Genomic DNA, 16,794 nt, shown 5'->3' on the forward strand with positions numbered 1-16,794 from the left:
CGGCGTGTGCCTGCGTCGCGGCCCCGAGAAGCCAGCCGGCGACGGCGACGCCCGCCATGGCGAGCAGGCGCCGGGTGACCGGCCGCGCGAGGACACCCAGGCGGCACGGGACGGAGGCGGACCTCCGTGACCACGACCACCTGGACACCACGCGCCCTCCTTGGCATCGACCCACCGCGCGGAACGCAAAGGCGTTCCGTACGGTGAGTCACGCTATCACCACGGAGAGCATTGAATCGACAATCGAAGCCGTTTTTCAGGCGTGATCAAGAAAATGGTCGAGGACATTTACCCCGAAACGGAGACCGTCGACGGGAACGCGCTCATCGATGCCGTGGAACATTCCGGAAAAATCCATATCCTTCGGCAGTTTCAATGGCGCGAAACCGAAGCAGCGGATGCCGAGCGTGGCGAACGACTTCGCGTCCGTCCCGCCCGACAGGCAGTACGGCACCGGCCGGGCCTGCGGGTCGTGCGCCTTCAGCGCCGCCGCCATGGCCGCGACCAGCGGCCCGTCGAACTCCGTCTCCACCGCGATGTCATGGTGGACGAACTCCCGGCGGACGTGTTCGCCGAGCAGTTCGTCGACGGTCGCGAAGAACTCCTCCTCGTGACCCGGCAGGAATCGCCCGTCCACCTGAGCGGTGGCGCTCTGCGGAATTACGTTGGTCTTGTAACCTGCGTCCAGAACAGTCGGATTCAGGGTATTTCTCAGGGTCGCCCCGATCATTCGGGACAACGGCCCGAGATCGCGGACCGTCTTCTCGATGTCGTCCGAGTCGAATTCGACCCCCGTCGCATCGCACACCTCTTCCAGGAAGGCGCGCACCGTCTTCGTCAGCCGTACGGGGAACTCATGCTCACCCAGCCGCGCGACCGCCGCCGCCAGCGCCGTGACCGCGTTGTCCGGATGCACCATCGACCCGTGCCCGGCCGTACCCTCCGCGATCAACCGCATCCAGGCCAGGCCCTTCTCCGCGGTCTCGATCAGGTACATGCGCTCGTCGTTCGGCAGCGTCAGGCTGAACCCGCCGACCTCCCCGATCGCCTCCGTGCACCCCTCGAACAGCTCCGGATGGTTGTCGACCAGCCAGTGCGCACCCCACTTACCACCCGCCTCCTCGTCCGCGAGGAAGGCCAGCACGACGTCGCGCTCCGGCCGCCTGCCCTGACGCAGCCGCTCCCGGATCACCGCGAGGACCATCGCGTCCATGTCCTTCATGTCGACCGCGCCACGCCCCCACACGCAGCCGTCGGCGACCTCCCCACCGAACGGATCGCGGGTCCAGTCCTCCCTACGCGCCGGAACGACGTCGAGATGCCCATGGATCAACAAGGCGTCCCGCTGCGGGTCGGTCCCCTCGATCCGTACGACCACACTCGACCGCTTCGCGTGCGACTCGTAGATCTTCGGCTCCAGGCCGACCTCGGAAAGCTTCTCCGCGACGTACTCCGCGGCCGCCCGCTCCCCCGGCCCGCTGTGGTCCCCCGGATTCGAGGTGTCGATGCGGATCAGGTCGCTGCACAGCTGGACGACCTCATCCTCCGCCGAAGGATTGCTCACATTGCCTCCTCGCGTGCGCGGCGCCGAACCGAGACGCACCAGCCGCAGAGCGGCCGATCACCGGCGTCCGGCTCGATTCGCCCAGGTTGTTCCGGCGGCACCATCCTCCCCCAGGCCCCTCCCTCCTCGGCGACCCCACCCTCCAGCGAAACCGACTTCGCGGCATCACCGGGGATTTGCTAACCTGTGGCAGCCGACGCGGGAAGCCGCGTAGGTCACCACGTCCGGGTGGCGGAATAGGCAGACGCGCTAGCTTGAGGTGCTAGTGCCCTTTACGGGGCATGGGGGTTCAAGTCCCCCCTCGGACACCAACCGATTGCACATGTCGAGGCCAGGGGTCACCGTGGCCTCGACTAGCTGTTTCTGGGGCCGGTAGGTGAGCCGGAGACCGAGATCCCGGTAGAGATCGGATTTGTCGGCCGGATCGGCCTGGACGACGACCCGTGCGAGGTCGCCGAGTTCTGTGATCATCTGGGTGATCTCCTGTCTGGTCATGCGCTTGCTGGTGCCGAGGGCACGTAGTTCCCCTTCGGCGCGGGCGCGGTCCGCCTTGGCCGCGTTGATCCATTGCGTGACCTCAACCGGGTCGGCACCCGCGTCCAGCGCCGCCTTGTAACGCGACATCCGTTGATCGCACTCGGCGATCATCTTCCGTATCGCGACCGCTTTTGCCTCCGCGGGGTCGGGACCGTGCCCGGCCAGGGCGTCGACCGTCGCCTCCAAGGCGTCGGGCGCGAACACCTTGGCGAGCCAGGCGTCGACGTCATCGAGGATCTCCGCCTCGCGCAGGTAGACGATCTTCGGGTGGTCGATGCGGTTGGCCAGGGCGTACTCGGCCGGGAAACGGCAGCGGTAGTAGGCCTGGTCGTTGTTCCAGTTGCCCTGCATGCGCCGCTCGCAGTAGCCGCAGAACAGCACGCCCCGATACGCGTACGGACGGCGGGTGGGATGCGGCCGGTGCGCGACCCCTTCCCGCGTCCGGCCTCGACGCGCCAGGGTCGCCTGCGCCTGCTCGAAGGTCTCGACGCTGATGAGCGGCTCGTGCGCCGCTTCCTCCGACCAGATCCACTTGTCGGCCGCGTTCCACCGCATCTTCGTCATGTGACCAAGGGCGACGTCATCGACGTCGATCAGGACCTCGTCCTTGCGCTGCTTGTTCCACACCTGCCGACCGGTGTAGCGGGGGTTGATCAGGATCGCCCTGATGGCGGACTTGGCCCAGGCGACCCCGGAACGGTGCTTGTTGCGGGCACGGTCGCTGGCCGACGGCGACGGGATCCCATCGAAAGTGAGGCCTTCGGCGATGGCGAACATGCCCCGCCCGGCGATGAACTCGGTGAAGATCCGCTGCACTACCGGAGCGGTTTCCGGGTCGGGTTCCAGCCGGTGCAGCCGCTTGCCGTCGGCGGCCTTGGACGGATTCGGGTGCGGGCCTGCGTCGGCCAGCCGATAGCCGTACGGCGGGCGGCCGCCCAAGTAGCGGCCCTCGGTCGCGGTGATGGCAGCCATGGCAGCGCGGACACGGATCTTGATCCGGTTCCGCTCCCCTTTACTGAGGCCGCCGAAGACACCCATGATCATGTCGTGGGCTTCGTTGGCCGGATCGATCGGCCCGCCGACCTCAGGAACCCACATCTGCACCTGAAAGTGCTCGAAGACGGGGAACGTCAGCCCGTACTGGTTGCCGTAGAACGCCCGGTGCGGCTCGCCGATCACCACCGCCTCGAAGCCTCGGTTGGGGTTCTTCAGCTCGGCGAGGAGCGCTGTGGCGTGCGGGCGCCGCGACCATGGGATCGAACGGGACTTGTCCACGTCGAAGTACTCGACGACGATCTCGCCGCCGCGCGGTCCGATGAGCGCACGCGCGCGGCTGAGCTGCCAGGCGCGCGATGCCTCAGGGTCCTGGTTGTCCTCAGTCGATACCCGCCCGTAGAAGGCGAACCGGATCGGCTTCGGTTCACCTTGATCGCTTGCGGATTCTCGCATCACCCATCCTCCTCCTGGGCTCGGGAGAGGCGGGCGCGGGCCTTGATCAGGATCCGCAGGAGCACGCGAGCCGCTGCGGGAGTCAGCCGCGGCGGTTCACTTGGCATGATCACGCGGATCCCGCGCGGTGCCGCGCCGGATTCACTCTCGTGACCGTACGCCTCTGAACGGGATTCAGGAGCCCCTGAGCAGCCCTTTTGTTCCTCCGGCGTCATGCCACCCCTCCATTGCCGCATGACCGCCCGCAGGCCGCTCCCCCGGCAGCTCGCCGCCGGACGAGGGTGCCACCCGGTGCCGCCAAGGCCACTGGTTCTTCCCTTCCGGCATCACCTGCGGCAGATCGGCACCATGCGGCAAAGCGGTTGCCGAATCCGCTGCCGAACCGGATTTCCGCTGGTCTAGGGTCGCTACAGCGACCGTTGTCCACAGGATGTGGACAACGGCGCGCGGGTGCGGGAGCCGACGATGGTCGCGTCCGTGCCGTGGCGGCATCCTCGGATTGCCGCGCCAACACGACCGGCTGCCGACGCTCTACGTACGCTGCCGCCCGGCGCCTCCGCATGGCAGGGGTCGTCGCCATCATTCGGCAGCTCTCACGGCGTGGTGGCATGACGATCATCTCGCGAGCGTCGCCTGGTTGCCGACTGGCTGCCACGCGAATGCCGCCTCGGTGCCGCCCGGTCACGGCGTGCCCCGTCCGGCCGTCCCGGCGTGCAGCATGCCATCGAGTTCGCGGAAGGCGACCACGGCCTGCAACGGGACGACCCCGTTGCCGAGCAGGCGCAGCTGGGCGGTGCGGGTGAGGGGCATGTCGGTGACCCACCCCGCGGGCAGGCCCATCATCCACTCGACGAAACGAGCGCTCAGACGGGGCTGTCCCCGGGTTCCGGTCTCGGTGGGCTGTGGCGCACGGCGTCCGAGAATCGCCTCCCACCGGCGGATCGCCGGCGCGTACGGTCCCCACTCGACTCCGGCCGCCGGGTCGTCGGAATCCTCAACGCCGCCGACGGGAGTGTCAGGTCCCCCTTGGAACCGCGCTGGTTCGGGCTGCCCTTGGAGCCATCGCCGGCTCGCGGGGTCGGCAGGAGCCGGACGGCCACGCTCAGGGGCATCGCCCGGGACGGCTGCTGCCTCGCCGCCCGATCCAGCCACGACTCCACCCGTTCGCCGTCGTTGGCGTTCGACGCCGTCGGGGTCGGCAGCAGGTCGGCGCACACCACGTCGCACAGGTTGACCTGATGCCGCCCTTTCTTGCGGCGCCGCGGGCAGGTTCGACCACGTGACTCCCGGGACTGCGGGGTGGGCAGCAGCGATGAACATCCGGTCGCGGCGGTGGGGCGCCCCGACGTCCGATGCTCGAAGGCACATCCATGCCGTGTCGTACCCGAGGGCGGAAAGGCCCCCAAGAACCGTGGCGAGTCCGCGTGTGCGGAGGGCGGCCACGTTCTCCAGCAAGACGAGGCCTGGTCGTAGTACGCGAAGGGCGTCGACGATGGTGAGCCAGAGTCCACTGCGAGTTCCCTCCCGTATGCCGGCGCCGTGGCCGGCGAAACTGATGTCCTGGCAGGGGAACCCGGCCGTGATGATGTCGACGGCCGGGACCTGGGTCCAGTCGACGGCGGTCAGGTCGCCGACGTTCGGCACGCGGGGGAAGCGCCGATGCAGCAGTGCGGTCGCGTGCGCGTCGTTGTCGGCGCACCATCGCAGTTCCCCGCCGTAGACGGCTTGTGCGGCGAGGTCGAGGCCGCCGTAGCCGGTGCACATCGACCCGATCCTCGGGCGTACGTCTCGTGCAGTTCCCCTTGACGGCGGAACCTGGGCGACGGTTGTGCGCTTTTCCGGGCGTTGTTCGGGTGCAGATCTAGCCGGTGATGTGGCCATAGGTTTCTTCGACCCTGGCCACCGGCCGCTTCACCTACGAATCGCGATCCGGCCTCTCAGATTTTCGCTGATCGCCTACCGTTTCGGCATTCGTTTGATCTTCGACTACGCATCGTTCGGGCTCCGATCGGCGCTCGGCGACAGCGAATCGAAGACCGGACGAAAGTCGAACGATTGCGCAGCGAAGCAGGCGTGTGTATATGGGCTCGCTCCGGAATTCACCGGAGCGGAAGGAGCCCATCATGTCTGCCAGCAACGGAACCATCTGTTTCAGCACCAACCGGCCGACGCCGCTCGATCGGGCCGCTCAGGCGTTCGGCCAGATCTGCTCTCGCGTCAATGCGCCCGCCGTCGACGGCCGGCGCATCGGTCACGGGCTACCGCGCCGCCCGGTGAACGTGCGGGAGCTGGTCGAGACCCTGCCACTGCTCAAGGCCGACGGCCGAGACGCGGTCTGGCGGGAACTGGTCCGGTTGTCGCGCGAGCACGGCGGGCCATGGCCCACCATCGCGATCGGCATCGCCCTGCCCGGCCTGCGTACGGCTGCTGCCCGACTCACTCGCGGCTATGTCGGCGACTCAGGAGATCTGGACGCCGAACTGGTCACGGCGTTCTACGAAGCCCTCGCGTCCGCCGACATCGGTAGGCACAACGTCTGCGGACGGTTGCGCGCGGTCGCCTACAACCAGGTCCGCCGCAAGCGGTACGGCACCGTCAGCTACTCAGCACGGACCGTCGACCTGGACACCGTCCCCGAGTCGATCACTCCGGCCACGCAGCACGGACACCCCGATCTGGTCCTCGCCAAGGCGATCCGCGCCGCCGTCATCGACCGCCGTGAAGCCGAACTGATCGGCGCCACACGCCTCGAAGACCTGCCGCTGAGCACGGTGGCGAAAGAGCTTGGAATTGCCGTCACCACCGCGTGGTGTCGCCGCAAGAGCGCCGAGACGCGACTGGCCTCATGGATCAAAGAAAACGACAACTCGTCGTGATCTTCGAAAAAATTCAGCCTCGAAATCGCAGTTCGTAGTGAGCGCCCACCGAACGACAGCACCCAAGTTGCGAGAAAAAGGCCACCGGCCGCTTCGCCACCAAGACCAACCACCTCAGGAAGGAGATCGGCCCGTTTCTCGCCCTTATTCGGCGCTGTCGTCACGGAATTACGAAGAAGCAGCAGGCGGGGGAAGCGCCCGTGGAAGGAGGGCAGCAGGAATGGCTTTGTCCAAGAACGTCGCACGCGCCGTCGTCATAGCCGCTGCGGCAGGCGCCACCATCACCATCACGGCAGCGGCCGTCAACGCCGCCGGGAAGGGCGTCGTGGCTGCGCCCGCCGATCTGAAGACCGTGATCAACAACCTTCGGTCCTGGCTGATCGGCCTATTGGTGGCGCTGGCCACCTTGTGCCTGACGATCGGCGGGCTCCGCTACCTGCTCGCCGCAGGCGATCCAGGAGAGGTCAACAAGGCGAAGGAGACCCTGAAGTACGCCGCGATCGGGTACGGCATCGCCGCGCTGGCGCCCGGACTCGTGGAAATCCTCAAGCGGATCGTCGGGGCGTGAGATGCGAGGACGATACTCACGCCGCGCTCGATGGGCTTGCGCGCTCCTCGTTGCCCTGGCCGCGCTCACCGCGGCCGGCAGCGTCGCGCATGCTCAGCCACCGCCGACTCCCCATCCGACCACGGCTTCGCCCTCGCCGCACCCGCGCCCGCACGCGTCCGCGCGGCCAAGCCACCAGACCGAGACCCCGCGTCCCTGCCAGACCGCTCAGATCACCCCAGGTGAACCGGTACCGCACTGCGCGGGGAACGGCTCGACGCCGACACCGGTCGTGAATCCCCCGGCTGCACGTCAGGGATGCGCACCCTGGAACCTCAAATGCCAGCTGGGCTCGGCGATCGACACCTGGTTCACGGGGCTGGCCATGATGGCGATCCCGCCGGTCATGGACCTCTTCGGCAAGACGCTACTGACCACTCCGGAGCTCGACAGTCCGCCGATGGCGCGCGCTCGCTCGCTGTGGACGGCCAGCGAGACGATTGCCGACACCTGCTTCGTCGTGCTGGTCGTCATCGGCGGACTGCTTCTCATGTCCGGGAACGCCGTGGCACCAGAGACGGCCGCGAAGGACATCGTGCCGCGTCTTCTGCTCGCCTTCGTGGCGGCGAACTGCAGCAGGCTCCTCGTCGAACAGGCGATCAGGTTCGCCAACGGGCTCGCGCGGGCGTTCATCGACTACGGGACCGCGAACGCCGACCCGCACGGCGCGGCCAAGCTGATGGAGGGCTGGCTCGTCGACAACGTCACCACACTCGGGATGTTGTCCGGCCTGGTCACGCTGGTGGCGGTCGTCCTCGCGCTGTTCGTGGTCTGCGGCTACATCATGCGGGTCACCGTCACCATGCTGCTGGTCATCGCGGCACCGCTGGCGCTGATCTGCCACGCGCTGCCGCAGACCGACGGACTGGCTCGGCTCTGGTGGCGGGCTCTGACGGGCATGCTCGCGATCCAGGTCGCCCAGTCACTGGTGTTCGCCACCGCCGTGGTCGTCCTGTCCGCCAAGGACGGCGACAAGCTGCCCCTCGCCGGCTTCCCTGATCAGAAGGGGATCGTCGACCTGCTGCTGGTCGTCTGCCTGCTGTACATCCTGGCCCGCATCCCGTCGTGGGTGTCCAAGGCCATCTGGCGTGGCGCGCTGGGCCGCAATCCGATCGCCGCTGCCGCCCGGACCGCGTTCTCCATCCTCATCTTGCGGCGCATCACCGGTGGAATCTCTGGCCGAACCGGCGGCAGCCGCCCGTCCGTGCCGCCTCCCGCGTCCGTACCTCCGCCCGGTCGGCCGCCCGGCCCACCGCCGCCCAGTCCTCGTCCGCTACCGCGCCCAGGCCCCTGGGTGCAGCCGGAACTTCCGTTGCAATGGCCGTCCCCACGCGGCAGGCAGTTGGAGTTGCCGAACATGCCGCGGCTACGGCCGACCCCACGGCGCGGAATCCAGCTGCAACTGCCGTTGCGGCCGGGCGAAGAGGTGCCCCGCCACTGGCGGCAGGGCGAACTGCCCATCGAGCAGCATGCCGAGCAACTCCGCCTGCCGCTGAACCTGCCGAAACGGCCGGTGCAGCCGCCGCTGTTCACCGACTTCGACCGAGGGCGCCGACCGCGCCCCCGCATCCAGGACTTCCCGCCACGGGGGTCCGCTCCGTCCGAAGGCCGACAGCCACCGCCGCTGTTCGGCCGACAGCGTCCGCGAGGTGATCACAGATGAGCCGCGTCCCTCATGGCGGGCGGTATGCGACACGCATCCCCGCCGACATCGACCGCGAGGATCGCATCTTGGCGAATCTCACTGCCAGGCAGGTCGCGATCCTCGGCGGTGCCGGTGCCGCCCTATGGGCGGCGTTCATGGCCACCCGGCATCTCATCCCACCGCTGGTCTTCCTGGCCTGCAGCGTGCCGTTCGCATCGGTCGCCGTCGCGTTCGCCCTCGTACGCCGCGAGGGCCAGAGCCTCGACCGGCTCGCCCTCGCGGCCGTCAGGCAGCGGTTGGCTCCGCGCCGATACGTCCCTCGTGACGTCGGCGGAATGCCGCACCGGCTCGGGACTTCCGGCGGCCATCCCCCGGCACCGTTCGCCTTGCCGGTCACCGGCATCCATCCCGACGGGCTGGTCGAACTGGGCGGGCACGGCTGCGCTGCCGTCATCGCCTGCGGCACGGTCAGCTTCGCGCTCGCGACCATCGGCGAACAGGAGGCGCTCGTCGCCGGTTTCGCCCGCTGCCTGCACGGGCTCTCCTCGCGAATCCAGATCCTGGCGCGGGCCGAACGCATGGACCTGATGCCGATGGCTGTCCGCGTCTTCGAGGCAGCGCCCGGACTACCGGACGCCGAGCTCGAAGAGGCCGCGAAAGAACATGCCAGGTTCCTCGCCGACCTGGCTGACCATTCGGAGCTGCTCTGGCGGCAGGTCCTCGTCGTCGTACGAGACGACTCAGCCGATCCCAATGACGCCGACAGCACGCCGGCGCTGCGCCAAGCCGAACAGGTCGCCGCCGCGCTGACGGCCGCAGGTTTCGAGGCACGGGTGCTGGACGGCCCGGCCGTTTCGACAGTGCTCGCGGCCGCCTGCGATCCCAACAACCCGACGCCGTGTTCCCTCAGGGACCCGTACGAGGTGGTCAGAAGCCGATGAAGCGAATCACGAGGTCGCACGCGTTCCCGCGCCGCCGCACCCAACCGCCTGCCCTCGCGCTCGGGCCGGATGCCGTGGAGGTCGGCAGCCGTACCCTCACGCTCGGCGACGGGGTATGTGCCACGTTCACCATCACCGGCTATCCGGCCGAAGTCGGACCGGGCTGGCTCGAGCCGCTGCTGTGCGACCCGGGCCGAATCGACGTCGCCTTGCACATCGAGCCGATCCCGAACCAGGTCGCGGCAGATCGCCTCCGCAAGCGCCTCGCCCGGCTCGAGTCGTCGGCCCGGTCGGACGTCGCGAAGGGCCGGCTGGTCGACTTCGAAGCCGACGCCGCCGCCGATGACGCCCACGCATTGGCAGCCGCCCTCGCCCGCGGTGAGGCCAAGCTTTTCCGCGCAGCCCTCTACATCACCGTTCACGCCGCCAACGAGGCCGAGCTGTCCCGCGAACTACGGCGGATCCGAGCGCTGGCCGCTTCGCTGCTGCTCGACGCCCGGCTCACCACGTTCCGCACCCTGGAGGGCTGGACATCCACGCTCCCGCTCGGGATCGACGCCGTCGGCACGCGGCGGACGATGGACACTCACGCGCTCGCCGCCGCGTTCCCGTTCACCTCGCCCGACCTCGCCTGCCCGTTGTCGGACACGTCGGTGCTGTACGGCGCGAACGTGGCCTCCACGTCACTGGTCACCTGGGACCGCTGGGCGCTCGACAATCACAACGCCGTGGTCATCGCCCGCTCCGGCGCCGGTAAGTCCTACTTCACCAAGCTGGAGGCGCTGCGCTCGATGTACGCAGGGGTCGAGATCGCCGTCATCGATCCCGAGGACGAGTACGCGCGGCTCGCAGACGCGGCCGGCGGTGCCCGCATCGCCCTTGGCTCGCCCGGCGTACGGCTCAACCCCTTCGACCTGCCGTCCGGCGCCGGCAAGACCGCCGACGCGCTCACCCGGCGCGCGCTGTTCCTGCACACCCTGACCGCGGTGCTGCTGGGCGAAGCGCTCGACCCGGCCTCGCGAGCGGTACTCGACCACGCGGTATTCGCCACCTACTACGCCGCGGGCATCACCGAAGACCCGCGCACCTGGTGTCGGCCCGCGCCACTGCTGCGCGACCTCACCGCCACGCTCAACACCAGCGAAGATCCGAAGGCACGGCAACTCGGCGTGCGCCTCGCCCCGTACGTGACCGGAAGTTTCCGTCAGCTCTTCGACGGGCCGACGACCACCAGGCCCGAAGGTCACCTGGTCGTGTTCTCGCTGCGGGACGTGCCCGAGGAGCTCAAGACCGTCGCCACGCTCCTGACCCTCGACGCGACCTGGCGCAGGATCAGCGATCCGCGCGATCGCAGACGGCGGTTCGTCATCGTCGACGAGGCGTGGCTGCTGCTTCGTGACGGTGAGGGCGCCAAGTTCCTGTACCGGCTCGCCAAGTCCGCGCGGAAGTACTGGGCCGGCCTCACCGTGGTCACCCAGGACGCCGCCGATGTCCTCGCCTCCGACCTCGGACGGGCAGTGGTCAGCAACAGCGCTACGCAGATCCTGCTCAGGCAGGCCCCGCAGGCAATCGACCAGGTCTGTGACGCCTTCCGACTCTCCGACGGCGAGCGGGCGTTCCTGCTCGCCGCGGACAGAGGCGAAGCCCTCCTCAGCTGCGGATCCCAACGGGTCGCCCTTCGCAGTCTGGCGTCTCCCGCCGAGGACCGGATCTGCACAACGAATCCGGTCGAGCTCGCCGACCTCGAGGACGGCGACCTGGCATGAACGGACTTCCCGTGTCAGCAGGTCGATCAGGGCCACCGACGCCGTCGTCTCCGGCCGGTCGGTTCCTGAACGATCCCATGGGGACGTTGCGCCACTGGCTGGAGGCCATCGAGGGTCTCGCCCGTCCGCACTGGATGATGCTGGTCGCCGTCGTCCTCACGGCCGCGGTCGCGGTCGCCACGACGCGTACGGCGCTGATCCGATGGCGGCATCGCCGGTTGGCCACGGCGTCCCGGGTCATCGAGATAACCCCGCCGCCGTCTGCGGACCTTGCCGGGGCCGAAGCGTTGTGGGTACAGCTTCTGGGCCTGCTGCGGCCCCGATGGCTGCGCCCGATCACCGGCGTGCCCCACGTCGCCTGGGAGTACGTCTTCACAGCGGCCGGCATCCGAATCCGCCTGTGGGTACCCGGGGTGATCCCACCTGGCCTGGTCGAGCGGGCGATCGAGGGCGCGTGGCCGGGAGCAGCGACCTGCACCGTACGGGTGGCGAAGCGGCCGGCGATGCCCCTCGGGCACGCTGCCGCGGGCGGACGGCTGCGGCTGTCTCGACCCGACCACTTCCCGCTGCGCTCGGACTTCGACACCGACCCGGTACGCGGACTGCTGGCAGCCGCCGGAGGACTCACCGACGCGGAAAGCGTGGTCGTGCAGATCCTCGCTCGGCCGGTGACCGGCCGCAGGCTACGGCGGGCCGGAAGGTACGCCACCGCGCTGCGCTCGCCCGGCCTCGCGACGAACGTCAAGGCGAGCCTGTTCGACCTCCTGCCGGTGGGCGCCCACACACAGCACCGAAGCACAGGGGCGCCGCTCCCCGCCGAGACACTCGCGGAAGTACGGGCCATCGTGGCCAAGGCATCGCAGCCACGGCTGGAGACGGTGATCCGGTATGCGACCGCAACCGACGATGCCGGTCCCAGCGGCCGTGAATGGCTACGCGGGCGGGCGCACGCGATCGCCTCCGCGTACGCCGCCTACACCGGCATGAACCATCTGCGCCGTCAGCGGCTCCGCAGATGCGAAAAGGCGATCCGATCGCGCCGGATGTGCCGTGGAGATCTGCTGTCCGTCCCCGAACTCGCTGCCGTCTGCCATCTGCCGGTCGACGAGACGGTTCCCGGTCTGGCCCGCTCCGGAGCCAGGCCGACCCCGCCGCCACCGGCAGTGCCGTCCGGCGGATCAGAAGTGCGGGTGCTGGGTGACGCCGACGCCGGCCCCCGCAGGGCCATAGGGGTGCGGATCGCGGACGCCCGCCATCACACCCACGTGATCGGCGAAACCGGTGCCGGAAAGACCACCGGCCTGCTGTCCATGCAGCTCAGCGATGCTCAGGCAGGCCGCGCGTTCGTCTCCATCGAATCCAAGGGCGACTCGACCCTGCTGCTGTCGCGCCTGCCCGAAACCGTCGTGGGCAAGGTGGCGGTGATAGACCCCGACGACGGCGCACCGCCACCGTGCGTCAACATCCTCGACGGCGCGACACCGGAGCTCAGCGCTGACGTGGTGGTGGGAATCTTCCGCCGCATCTACGCCGACTTCTGGGGCCCCCGCACCGACGACCTTCTCCGCTCGGCGATCTTGACGGTCATGATCAGGCCGGACGCGACATTGGCCGACATCCCGCGCCTGCTCGGCAACGATGCCTACCGCGCCCAGGCGGTCGCTCGCGTGACCAACCCGTTCCTGACCGACTTCTGGAACTGGTACGACGAGCTGTCCGCCGCTCAGCGTGCGCAGGTCACCGGGCCGGTGATGAACAAGCTTCGCGCCGTCCTGCTGCGCGGCTTCGCCAGACAGGTCCTGGCCGCGGGCCCGACCAGCCTCGACATCGGCCGGCTCCTCGACACCGGCGGTGCCGTGATCGCGCGTCTCCCGAAAGGCGTCCTCGGCGAGGACACCGCCCGCCTCCTCGGCTCACTGGTTCTGGCCAAGACCTGGCAGGCCGTGCAGGCCCGGGCCCGCCGCCCGGACGCGGACCGGCCGGACTGCGCGATCTACATCGACGAGTGCCACAACTTCCTGACGTTGCCCCACGGGCTGGACGACATGCTGGCCGAGGCCCGGTCGTACCGCGCCGGACTCGTCCTCGCCCACCAGAACCTCGCGCAGCTGCCGTCCGACCTACGCGAGTCGCTCGCCGCGAACGCCCGCAACAAGATCTTCTTCACCGTCTCCCCGAACGACGCTCGCCACCTCGAACGCCACCTGGCCCCGAGCCTGAGCGCGCACGACCTCGCCAACCTCGACGCTTTCCAAGCGGCTGCCCGCCTGGTGAACCATGGCGCGCTCACTCCCGCCTTCACCTTCCGGACCCGGCGTCTGCCGGCGCCCGTACGAGGCCGGGAGAAGGCCATCCGGGAAGCCTCACGCGCGCACTACGGCCGCAAACCCACGGCCGAGGCTGCCGGGCCCTTGCCCGGCGACCCGCGATACACCGCCTGAGTCCGTACGAAGGGGGATCAGTCATGCCCACCGACGCCACGAGATCCAGAAACCGGACCACGGACCTGCTCGGCATCCTGGCGACCCGGCTCACCGAGCGTGATCGCTGGCTCCTGCGGATGCTTCACGAACACAAGGTCTTCACCACCGCCCACGTCGCCGACCTCGCCTTCGCCGGGAACACCGACACCGCCGACCACCGACTCCTCATCCTGCGCCGGCTCGACGTCCTCCAGAAAATCCGCCCGCTTCGCCCCGGCGGCGGATCCGCACCCTGCCACTGGCTGTTGAACACCGCAGGCGCCGAGGTCATCGCCGCCGAGCGGGGCCTGTCCCTCAAGGAACTCGGCTGGCGGCGAGACCGTGCGACCGCCGTCATGCTGTCCGCCAAACTGGGCCACCTGCTCGGCGTCAACGGCTTCTTCACCCGCCTTGCCGCCCGGTCCGAGCAAGGACGCCTCAGCGAGTGGTGGCCCGAAGCCCGCTGCGCCGCCACCTGGAAGAAGTTCGTCCAACCCGACGGATACGGCCGGTGGAACACCAGCGATCGGTCGCTCGACTTCTTCCTCGAGTACGACAACGGCACCGAGACCCTCGCACGCGTCATCGCGAAGATCGACTCCTACATGCGCCTCGCCCAAACCACCGGGATCAGCACACCTGCACTGTTCTACTTCACCTCACCACGCCGAGAGGCGAACTTCCGGCGAGGCTGCCCGCCAGTCGGGCTGCCCATCCTGACCGCCAGCACCCGAGCAGACCTCAACGAACCGGCAGACGCCATCTGGGCGCGCCTCGGCACCGATGACCGCCGCCCACTGGCGGACTTCGCCAACCCCATCAGACACCGTCAGGACAGCGCCGGCTCGCCCGCACCTGGACTGGAACCCAGCGCGTGGACGACCCGACCGCGGGAGCGGTGACCGCTACCCCGAGCCCGGACCGTCGCCGTCCCGAGCCGGCGTAGCCGCGCCGGACGCCCTGCGGCCCCACCGCTCCCGCGTCAGAACCGCGAGCCGCGTACGCCTCTGATCGACATCATCCGGTGCGGCCACGGCCCCGCCCGCACCTTCACCCCGCCGCCGCTGACCTCGTCAGACCAGCCCTTGCGAACAGGCAGCACGCCGCCGAGCTGGCGGCAGGTCTGGCGACGCCCTCGATGATGAGGAGGTTCGTCGGCATTGAAGAGATCGAATCCGCCTGGCATCAACTGGATCCGCTTCGTCGTCACCGTGACCGCCCTTGTGGCCGCAGCGGTGCTCTCCAAGCCCGTCGTCACCGCTTGCTGCACAGCCCAGGCCACCGCATCGATGGCAGCCGAACCGACTGAACCGCTCAGGCTGCTCGTGCTCCCGATGCCGATGTGGTGGTCCGGCTAACCGAGAAGATGACGCCGTGAGCTGCGTGGGCAAGCCCTGGGACTGTGCGGCTCACGGCGCCTCCACCATCCTGCGGACGTCACCGCTCTTCTCGTGCGGCTTCAGCGGCGTCTTCGAGCATCGCCAGTGCGCAGCAGGTGACCGGGTTGCACGGGGCGCCCGGGTCTGCGCCGCACTCGTCACAGCCTCTCTGCGGGTCGGCGGGGCGGAAAGCCCAGACCAGCACGTCGGCGTCATACCACTGCGGCCCGATCGAAGTCTGGACAGCGATGATCGCGGCGTCTTCCTTGCTGGGTTCGTCGGTGATCTGCCGGACCGGGGCGAACAGCACGTCCCAACGGCGCAAATCCCCGGCTCGCACGTAGGCGAAGGAGCCGTCGAACTGATCGTTGGTGCTCGTTTGCTCGCCCCCGTCACCCTCGAAGGGTGTGGTGAAGCAAGCGGGCGAGTCATGATCGCCCCCGCAGTAGCCGCAGCAGCGGTCCTCGGCGTAGGCCGACAGTTCCTCGGCGAACTCGTCACGCCACATGAGCTGTTCAGGCGTGTACTCGTCGAAGTAGTCGGCTTCGACATCTCCGGGACGGAGCGTGAGGTAGCCGAGCAGGCTACGGGCAGCCTGAAGGAGCGTCTCGGCGACGGGTCGTGGGCCGCTCCCAGAGCAGAAGTCACGACCGTGGAAGATCGTCTGTTTCTTGTGAGACAGACGGTAGCGGTAGCGGATCCGGTGATCGTCGGTACGGCCGTCGGCTCCTATCTCGAGGATGTGATCGGCGTCGATACGCCACACCAGCACCAGATGCGGCGGCTGTGAGTTTTCGGGCAGCGTCAAAACATGCGTCGTCGACATGGAATCTCCCCGGTGGGATGAAGGTGATGCGTTCCTGGTGTTGCCTCGTGAGCGCGTGCGGCTGACGTGCCGCTGACGCGGTCAGGAGGAGCGGTGGGTGCTACGGCACCGCCAGTCCTGTTCGGCCCAGCGGATCGCACGGACGGCGCGTGCGGCGCGCTCGGCGAAGATCTCTGGCCGAGCCGCTTCGTCCCTGATCGCGTCGAAGGACAAACGGGACCCGATCCGCCCGTCAATCGTGAAGACGAAATCCTCCTGCTCTGTCTGGTAGTGCACGTCCACCGATACGCCACCGCTTGTAAGTGTCTCGATGTACTCCAGACACTCCGTGAGCGTTTCTGCGTTGTCGATCGCGTACGCGACTCCGTGACGTTCGACGTCGTCCATGCATTCGCAGAACGTTACGTCCGGGAATCGATCCCGTACCTCACCCAGATCGAAGACGTATCCGGAGCATGCAGCGCCACGCTTCGCAGAGACGGAGGGCACGAAATCCGCCATGCGTTCACAGATCTGTAGGTGCGCTTCGGGCAGCAGATCGGGCGTGTCCACGATTACGAGTAGTCCTCGCTCGGATCGGTTCGCTGCGCCCATTTTCTTACCCCTTCCCGATCGCGCTTCTTTGTGCTACTTCTATTCGACCACAAAACCTGGCGCTTGGGAGCCCCCCAGGGCGGCGTTTTTCAAGATATTCGCAGGTCAGCGGCATGATCGATATCCAAAAGGCGACCAGCAAGCACGC

Annotated in this window: 12 protein-coding genes, 1 tRNA gene and 1 pseudogene; 8 read left to right on the top strand and 6 right to left on the bottom strand. The window is 68.5% G+C overall.

The genetic code is table 11. The features are described 5' to 3' along the window. Nucleotides 1–256: 256 nt before the first annotated feature. Nucleotides 257–1,564 carry a M20/M25/M40 family metallo-hydrolase gene (locus tag AB0I04_RS41715; RefSeq protein ID WP_360897903.1) on the bottom strand — a complete coding sequence of 436 codons (1,308 nt, stop codon included), beginning with the start codon at nt 1,562–1,564 and terminating at the stop codon, nt 257–259. Between the two features lie 222 nt (nt 1,565–1,786). Between AB0I04_RS41715 and AB0I04_RS41720 the strand changes: the two genes are divergently transcribed. Beyond that, nucleotides 1,787–1,875 (top strand) — tRNA-Leu (locus tag AB0I04_RS41720). Between the two features lie 559 nt (nt 1,876–2,434). On the opposite strand, the pseudogene AB0I04_RS41725 reads toward AB0I04_RS41720, so the two are convergent. Then, nucleotides 2,435–3,550, bottom strand: a pseudogene (locus AB0I04_RS41725) (recombinase family protein); the annotation flags it as partial. A 681-nt stretch (nt 3,551–4,231) separates the two neighbouring features. Then, a complete protein-coding gene (locus AB0I04_RS41730; protein WP_360897905.1) occupies nt 4,232–5,314 on the bottom strand; it encodes a DNA cytosine methyltransferase in 1,083 nt (360 codons plus the stop codon). A 359-nt stretch (nt 5,315–5,673) separates the two neighbouring features. Between AB0I04_RS41730 and AB0I04_RS41735 the strand changes: the two genes are divergently transcribed. The 7 genes from AB0I04_RS41735 (at nt 5,674) to AB0I04_RS41765 (ending at nt 14,749) form a co-directional block, all read left to right on the top strand. Then, nucleotides 5,674–6,426 (top strand): hypothetical protein, encoded by a 753-nt coding sequence (locus tag AB0I04_RS41735; protein ID WP_360897907.1) that lies wholly within the window; start codon nt 5,674–5,676, stop codon nt 6,424–6,426. A gap of 220 nt (nt 6,427–6,646) precedes the next feature. Then, nucleotides 6,647–6,994, top strand: a complete 348-nt coding sequence (locus tag AB0I04_RS41740; protein ID WP_360897909.1) for a pilin — start codon at nt 6,647–6,649, stop codon at nt 6,992–6,994. A gap of 271 nt (nt 6,995–7,265) precedes the next feature. Then, complete coding sequence (locus AB0I04_RS41745) at nt 7,266–8,696, top strand: hypothetical protein (RefSeq protein WP_360897911.1); 1,431 nt, start codon at nt 7,266–7,268, stop codon at nt 8,694–8,696. Next, complete coding sequence (locus AB0I04_RS41750; protein ID WP_360897913.1) at nt 8,693–9,619, top strand: PrgI family protein; 927 nt, start codon at nt 8,693–8,695, stop codon at nt 9,617–9,619. The genes AB0I04_RS41745 and AB0I04_RS41750 overlap by 4 nt, the downstream gene beginning before the upstream one ends. Continuing rightward, nucleotides 9,616–11,385, top strand: coding sequence for a conjugal transfer protein TraC (locus AB0I04_RS41755; protein WP_360897915.1), 1,770 nt, complete (start codon nt 9,616–9,618; stop codon nt 11,383–11,385). The genes AB0I04_RS41750 and AB0I04_RS41755 overlap by 4 nt, the downstream gene beginning before the upstream one ends. A gap of 77 nt (nt 11,386–11,462) precedes the next feature. After that, complete coding sequence (locus AB0I04_RS41760) at nt 11,463–13,826, top strand: TraM recognition domain-containing protein (RefSeq protein ID WP_360897917.1); 2,364 nt, start codon at nt 11,463–11,465, stop codon at nt 13,824–13,826. 23 nt (nt 13,827–13,849) lie between these two features. Further along, nucleotides 13,850–14,749: a replication-relaxation family protein gene (locus AB0I04_RS41765; protein ID WP_360897919.1), complete on the top strand. Its 900-nt coding sequence runs from the start codon at nt 13,850–13,852 to the stop codon at nt 14,747–14,749. A gap of 80 nt (nt 14,750–14,829) precedes the next feature. On the opposite strand, the gene AB0I04_RS41770 is transcribed toward AB0I04_RS41765, so the two are convergent. The 3 genes from AB0I04_RS41770 to AB0I04_RS41780 form a co-directional block, all read right to left on the bottom strand. Further along, nucleotides 14,830–15,129, bottom strand: a complete 300-nt coding sequence (locus AB0I04_RS41770) for a hypothetical protein (protein WP_360897921.1) — start codon at nt 15,127–15,129, stop codon at nt 14,830–14,832. Between the two features lie 155 nt (nt 15,130–15,284). Next, on the bottom strand, nt 15,285–16,052 hold the full coding sequence (locus AB0I04_RS41775; protein ID WP_360897923.1) for a hypothetical protein: 768 nt from the start codon (nt 16,050–16,052) through the stop codon (nt 15,285–15,287). A gap of 81 nt (nt 16,053–16,133) precedes the next feature. Beyond that, nucleotides 16,134–16,604: a hypothetical protein gene (locus tag AB0I04_RS41780; RefSeq protein ID WP_360897925.1), complete on the bottom strand. Its 471-nt coding sequence runs from the start codon at nt 16,602–16,604 to the stop codon at nt 16,134–16,136. Nucleotides 16,605–16,794: the final 190 nt, after the last annotated feature.

The organism is Actinoallomurus sp. NPDC050550, assembly GCF_040655075.1.
Taxonomy (GTDB): domain Bacteria; phylum Actinomycetota; class Actinomycetes; order Streptosporangiales; family Streptosporangiaceae; genus Actinoallomurus.

Coding starts and splice junctions, on each gene's coding strand:
- AB0I04_RS41755 (WP_360897915.1), top strand. CDS start 9,616: ATGAAGCGAATCACGAGGTCGCACGCGTTCCCGCGCCGCCGCACCCAA.
- AB0I04_RS41750 (WP_360897913.1), top strand. CDS start 8,693: ATGAGCCGCGTCCCTCATGGCGGGCGGTATGCGACACGCATCCCCGCC.
- AB0I04_RS41760 (WP_360897917.1), top strand. CDS start 11,463: ATGGGGACGTTGCGCCACTGGCTGGAGGCCATCGAGGGTCTCGCCCGT.
- AB0I04_RS41740 (WP_360897909.1), top strand. CDS start 6,647: ATGGCTTTGTCCAAGAACGTCGCACGCGCCGTCGTCATAGCCGCTGCG.
- AB0I04_RS41730 (WP_360897905.1), bottom strand. CDS start 5,314: ATGTGCACCGGCTACGGCGGCCTCGACCTCGCCGCACAAGCCGTCTAC.
- AB0I04_RS41735 (WP_360897907.1), top strand. CDS start 5,674: ATGTCTGCCAGCAACGGAACCATCTGTTTCAGCACCAACCGGCCGACG.
- AB0I04_RS41775 (WP_360897923.1), bottom strand. CDS start 16,052: ATGTCGACGACGCATGTTTTGACGCTGCCCGAAAACTCACAGCCGCCG.
- AB0I04_RS41765 (WP_360897919.1), top strand. CDS start 13,850: ATGCCCACCGACGCCACGAGATCCAGAAACCGGACCACGGACCTGCTC.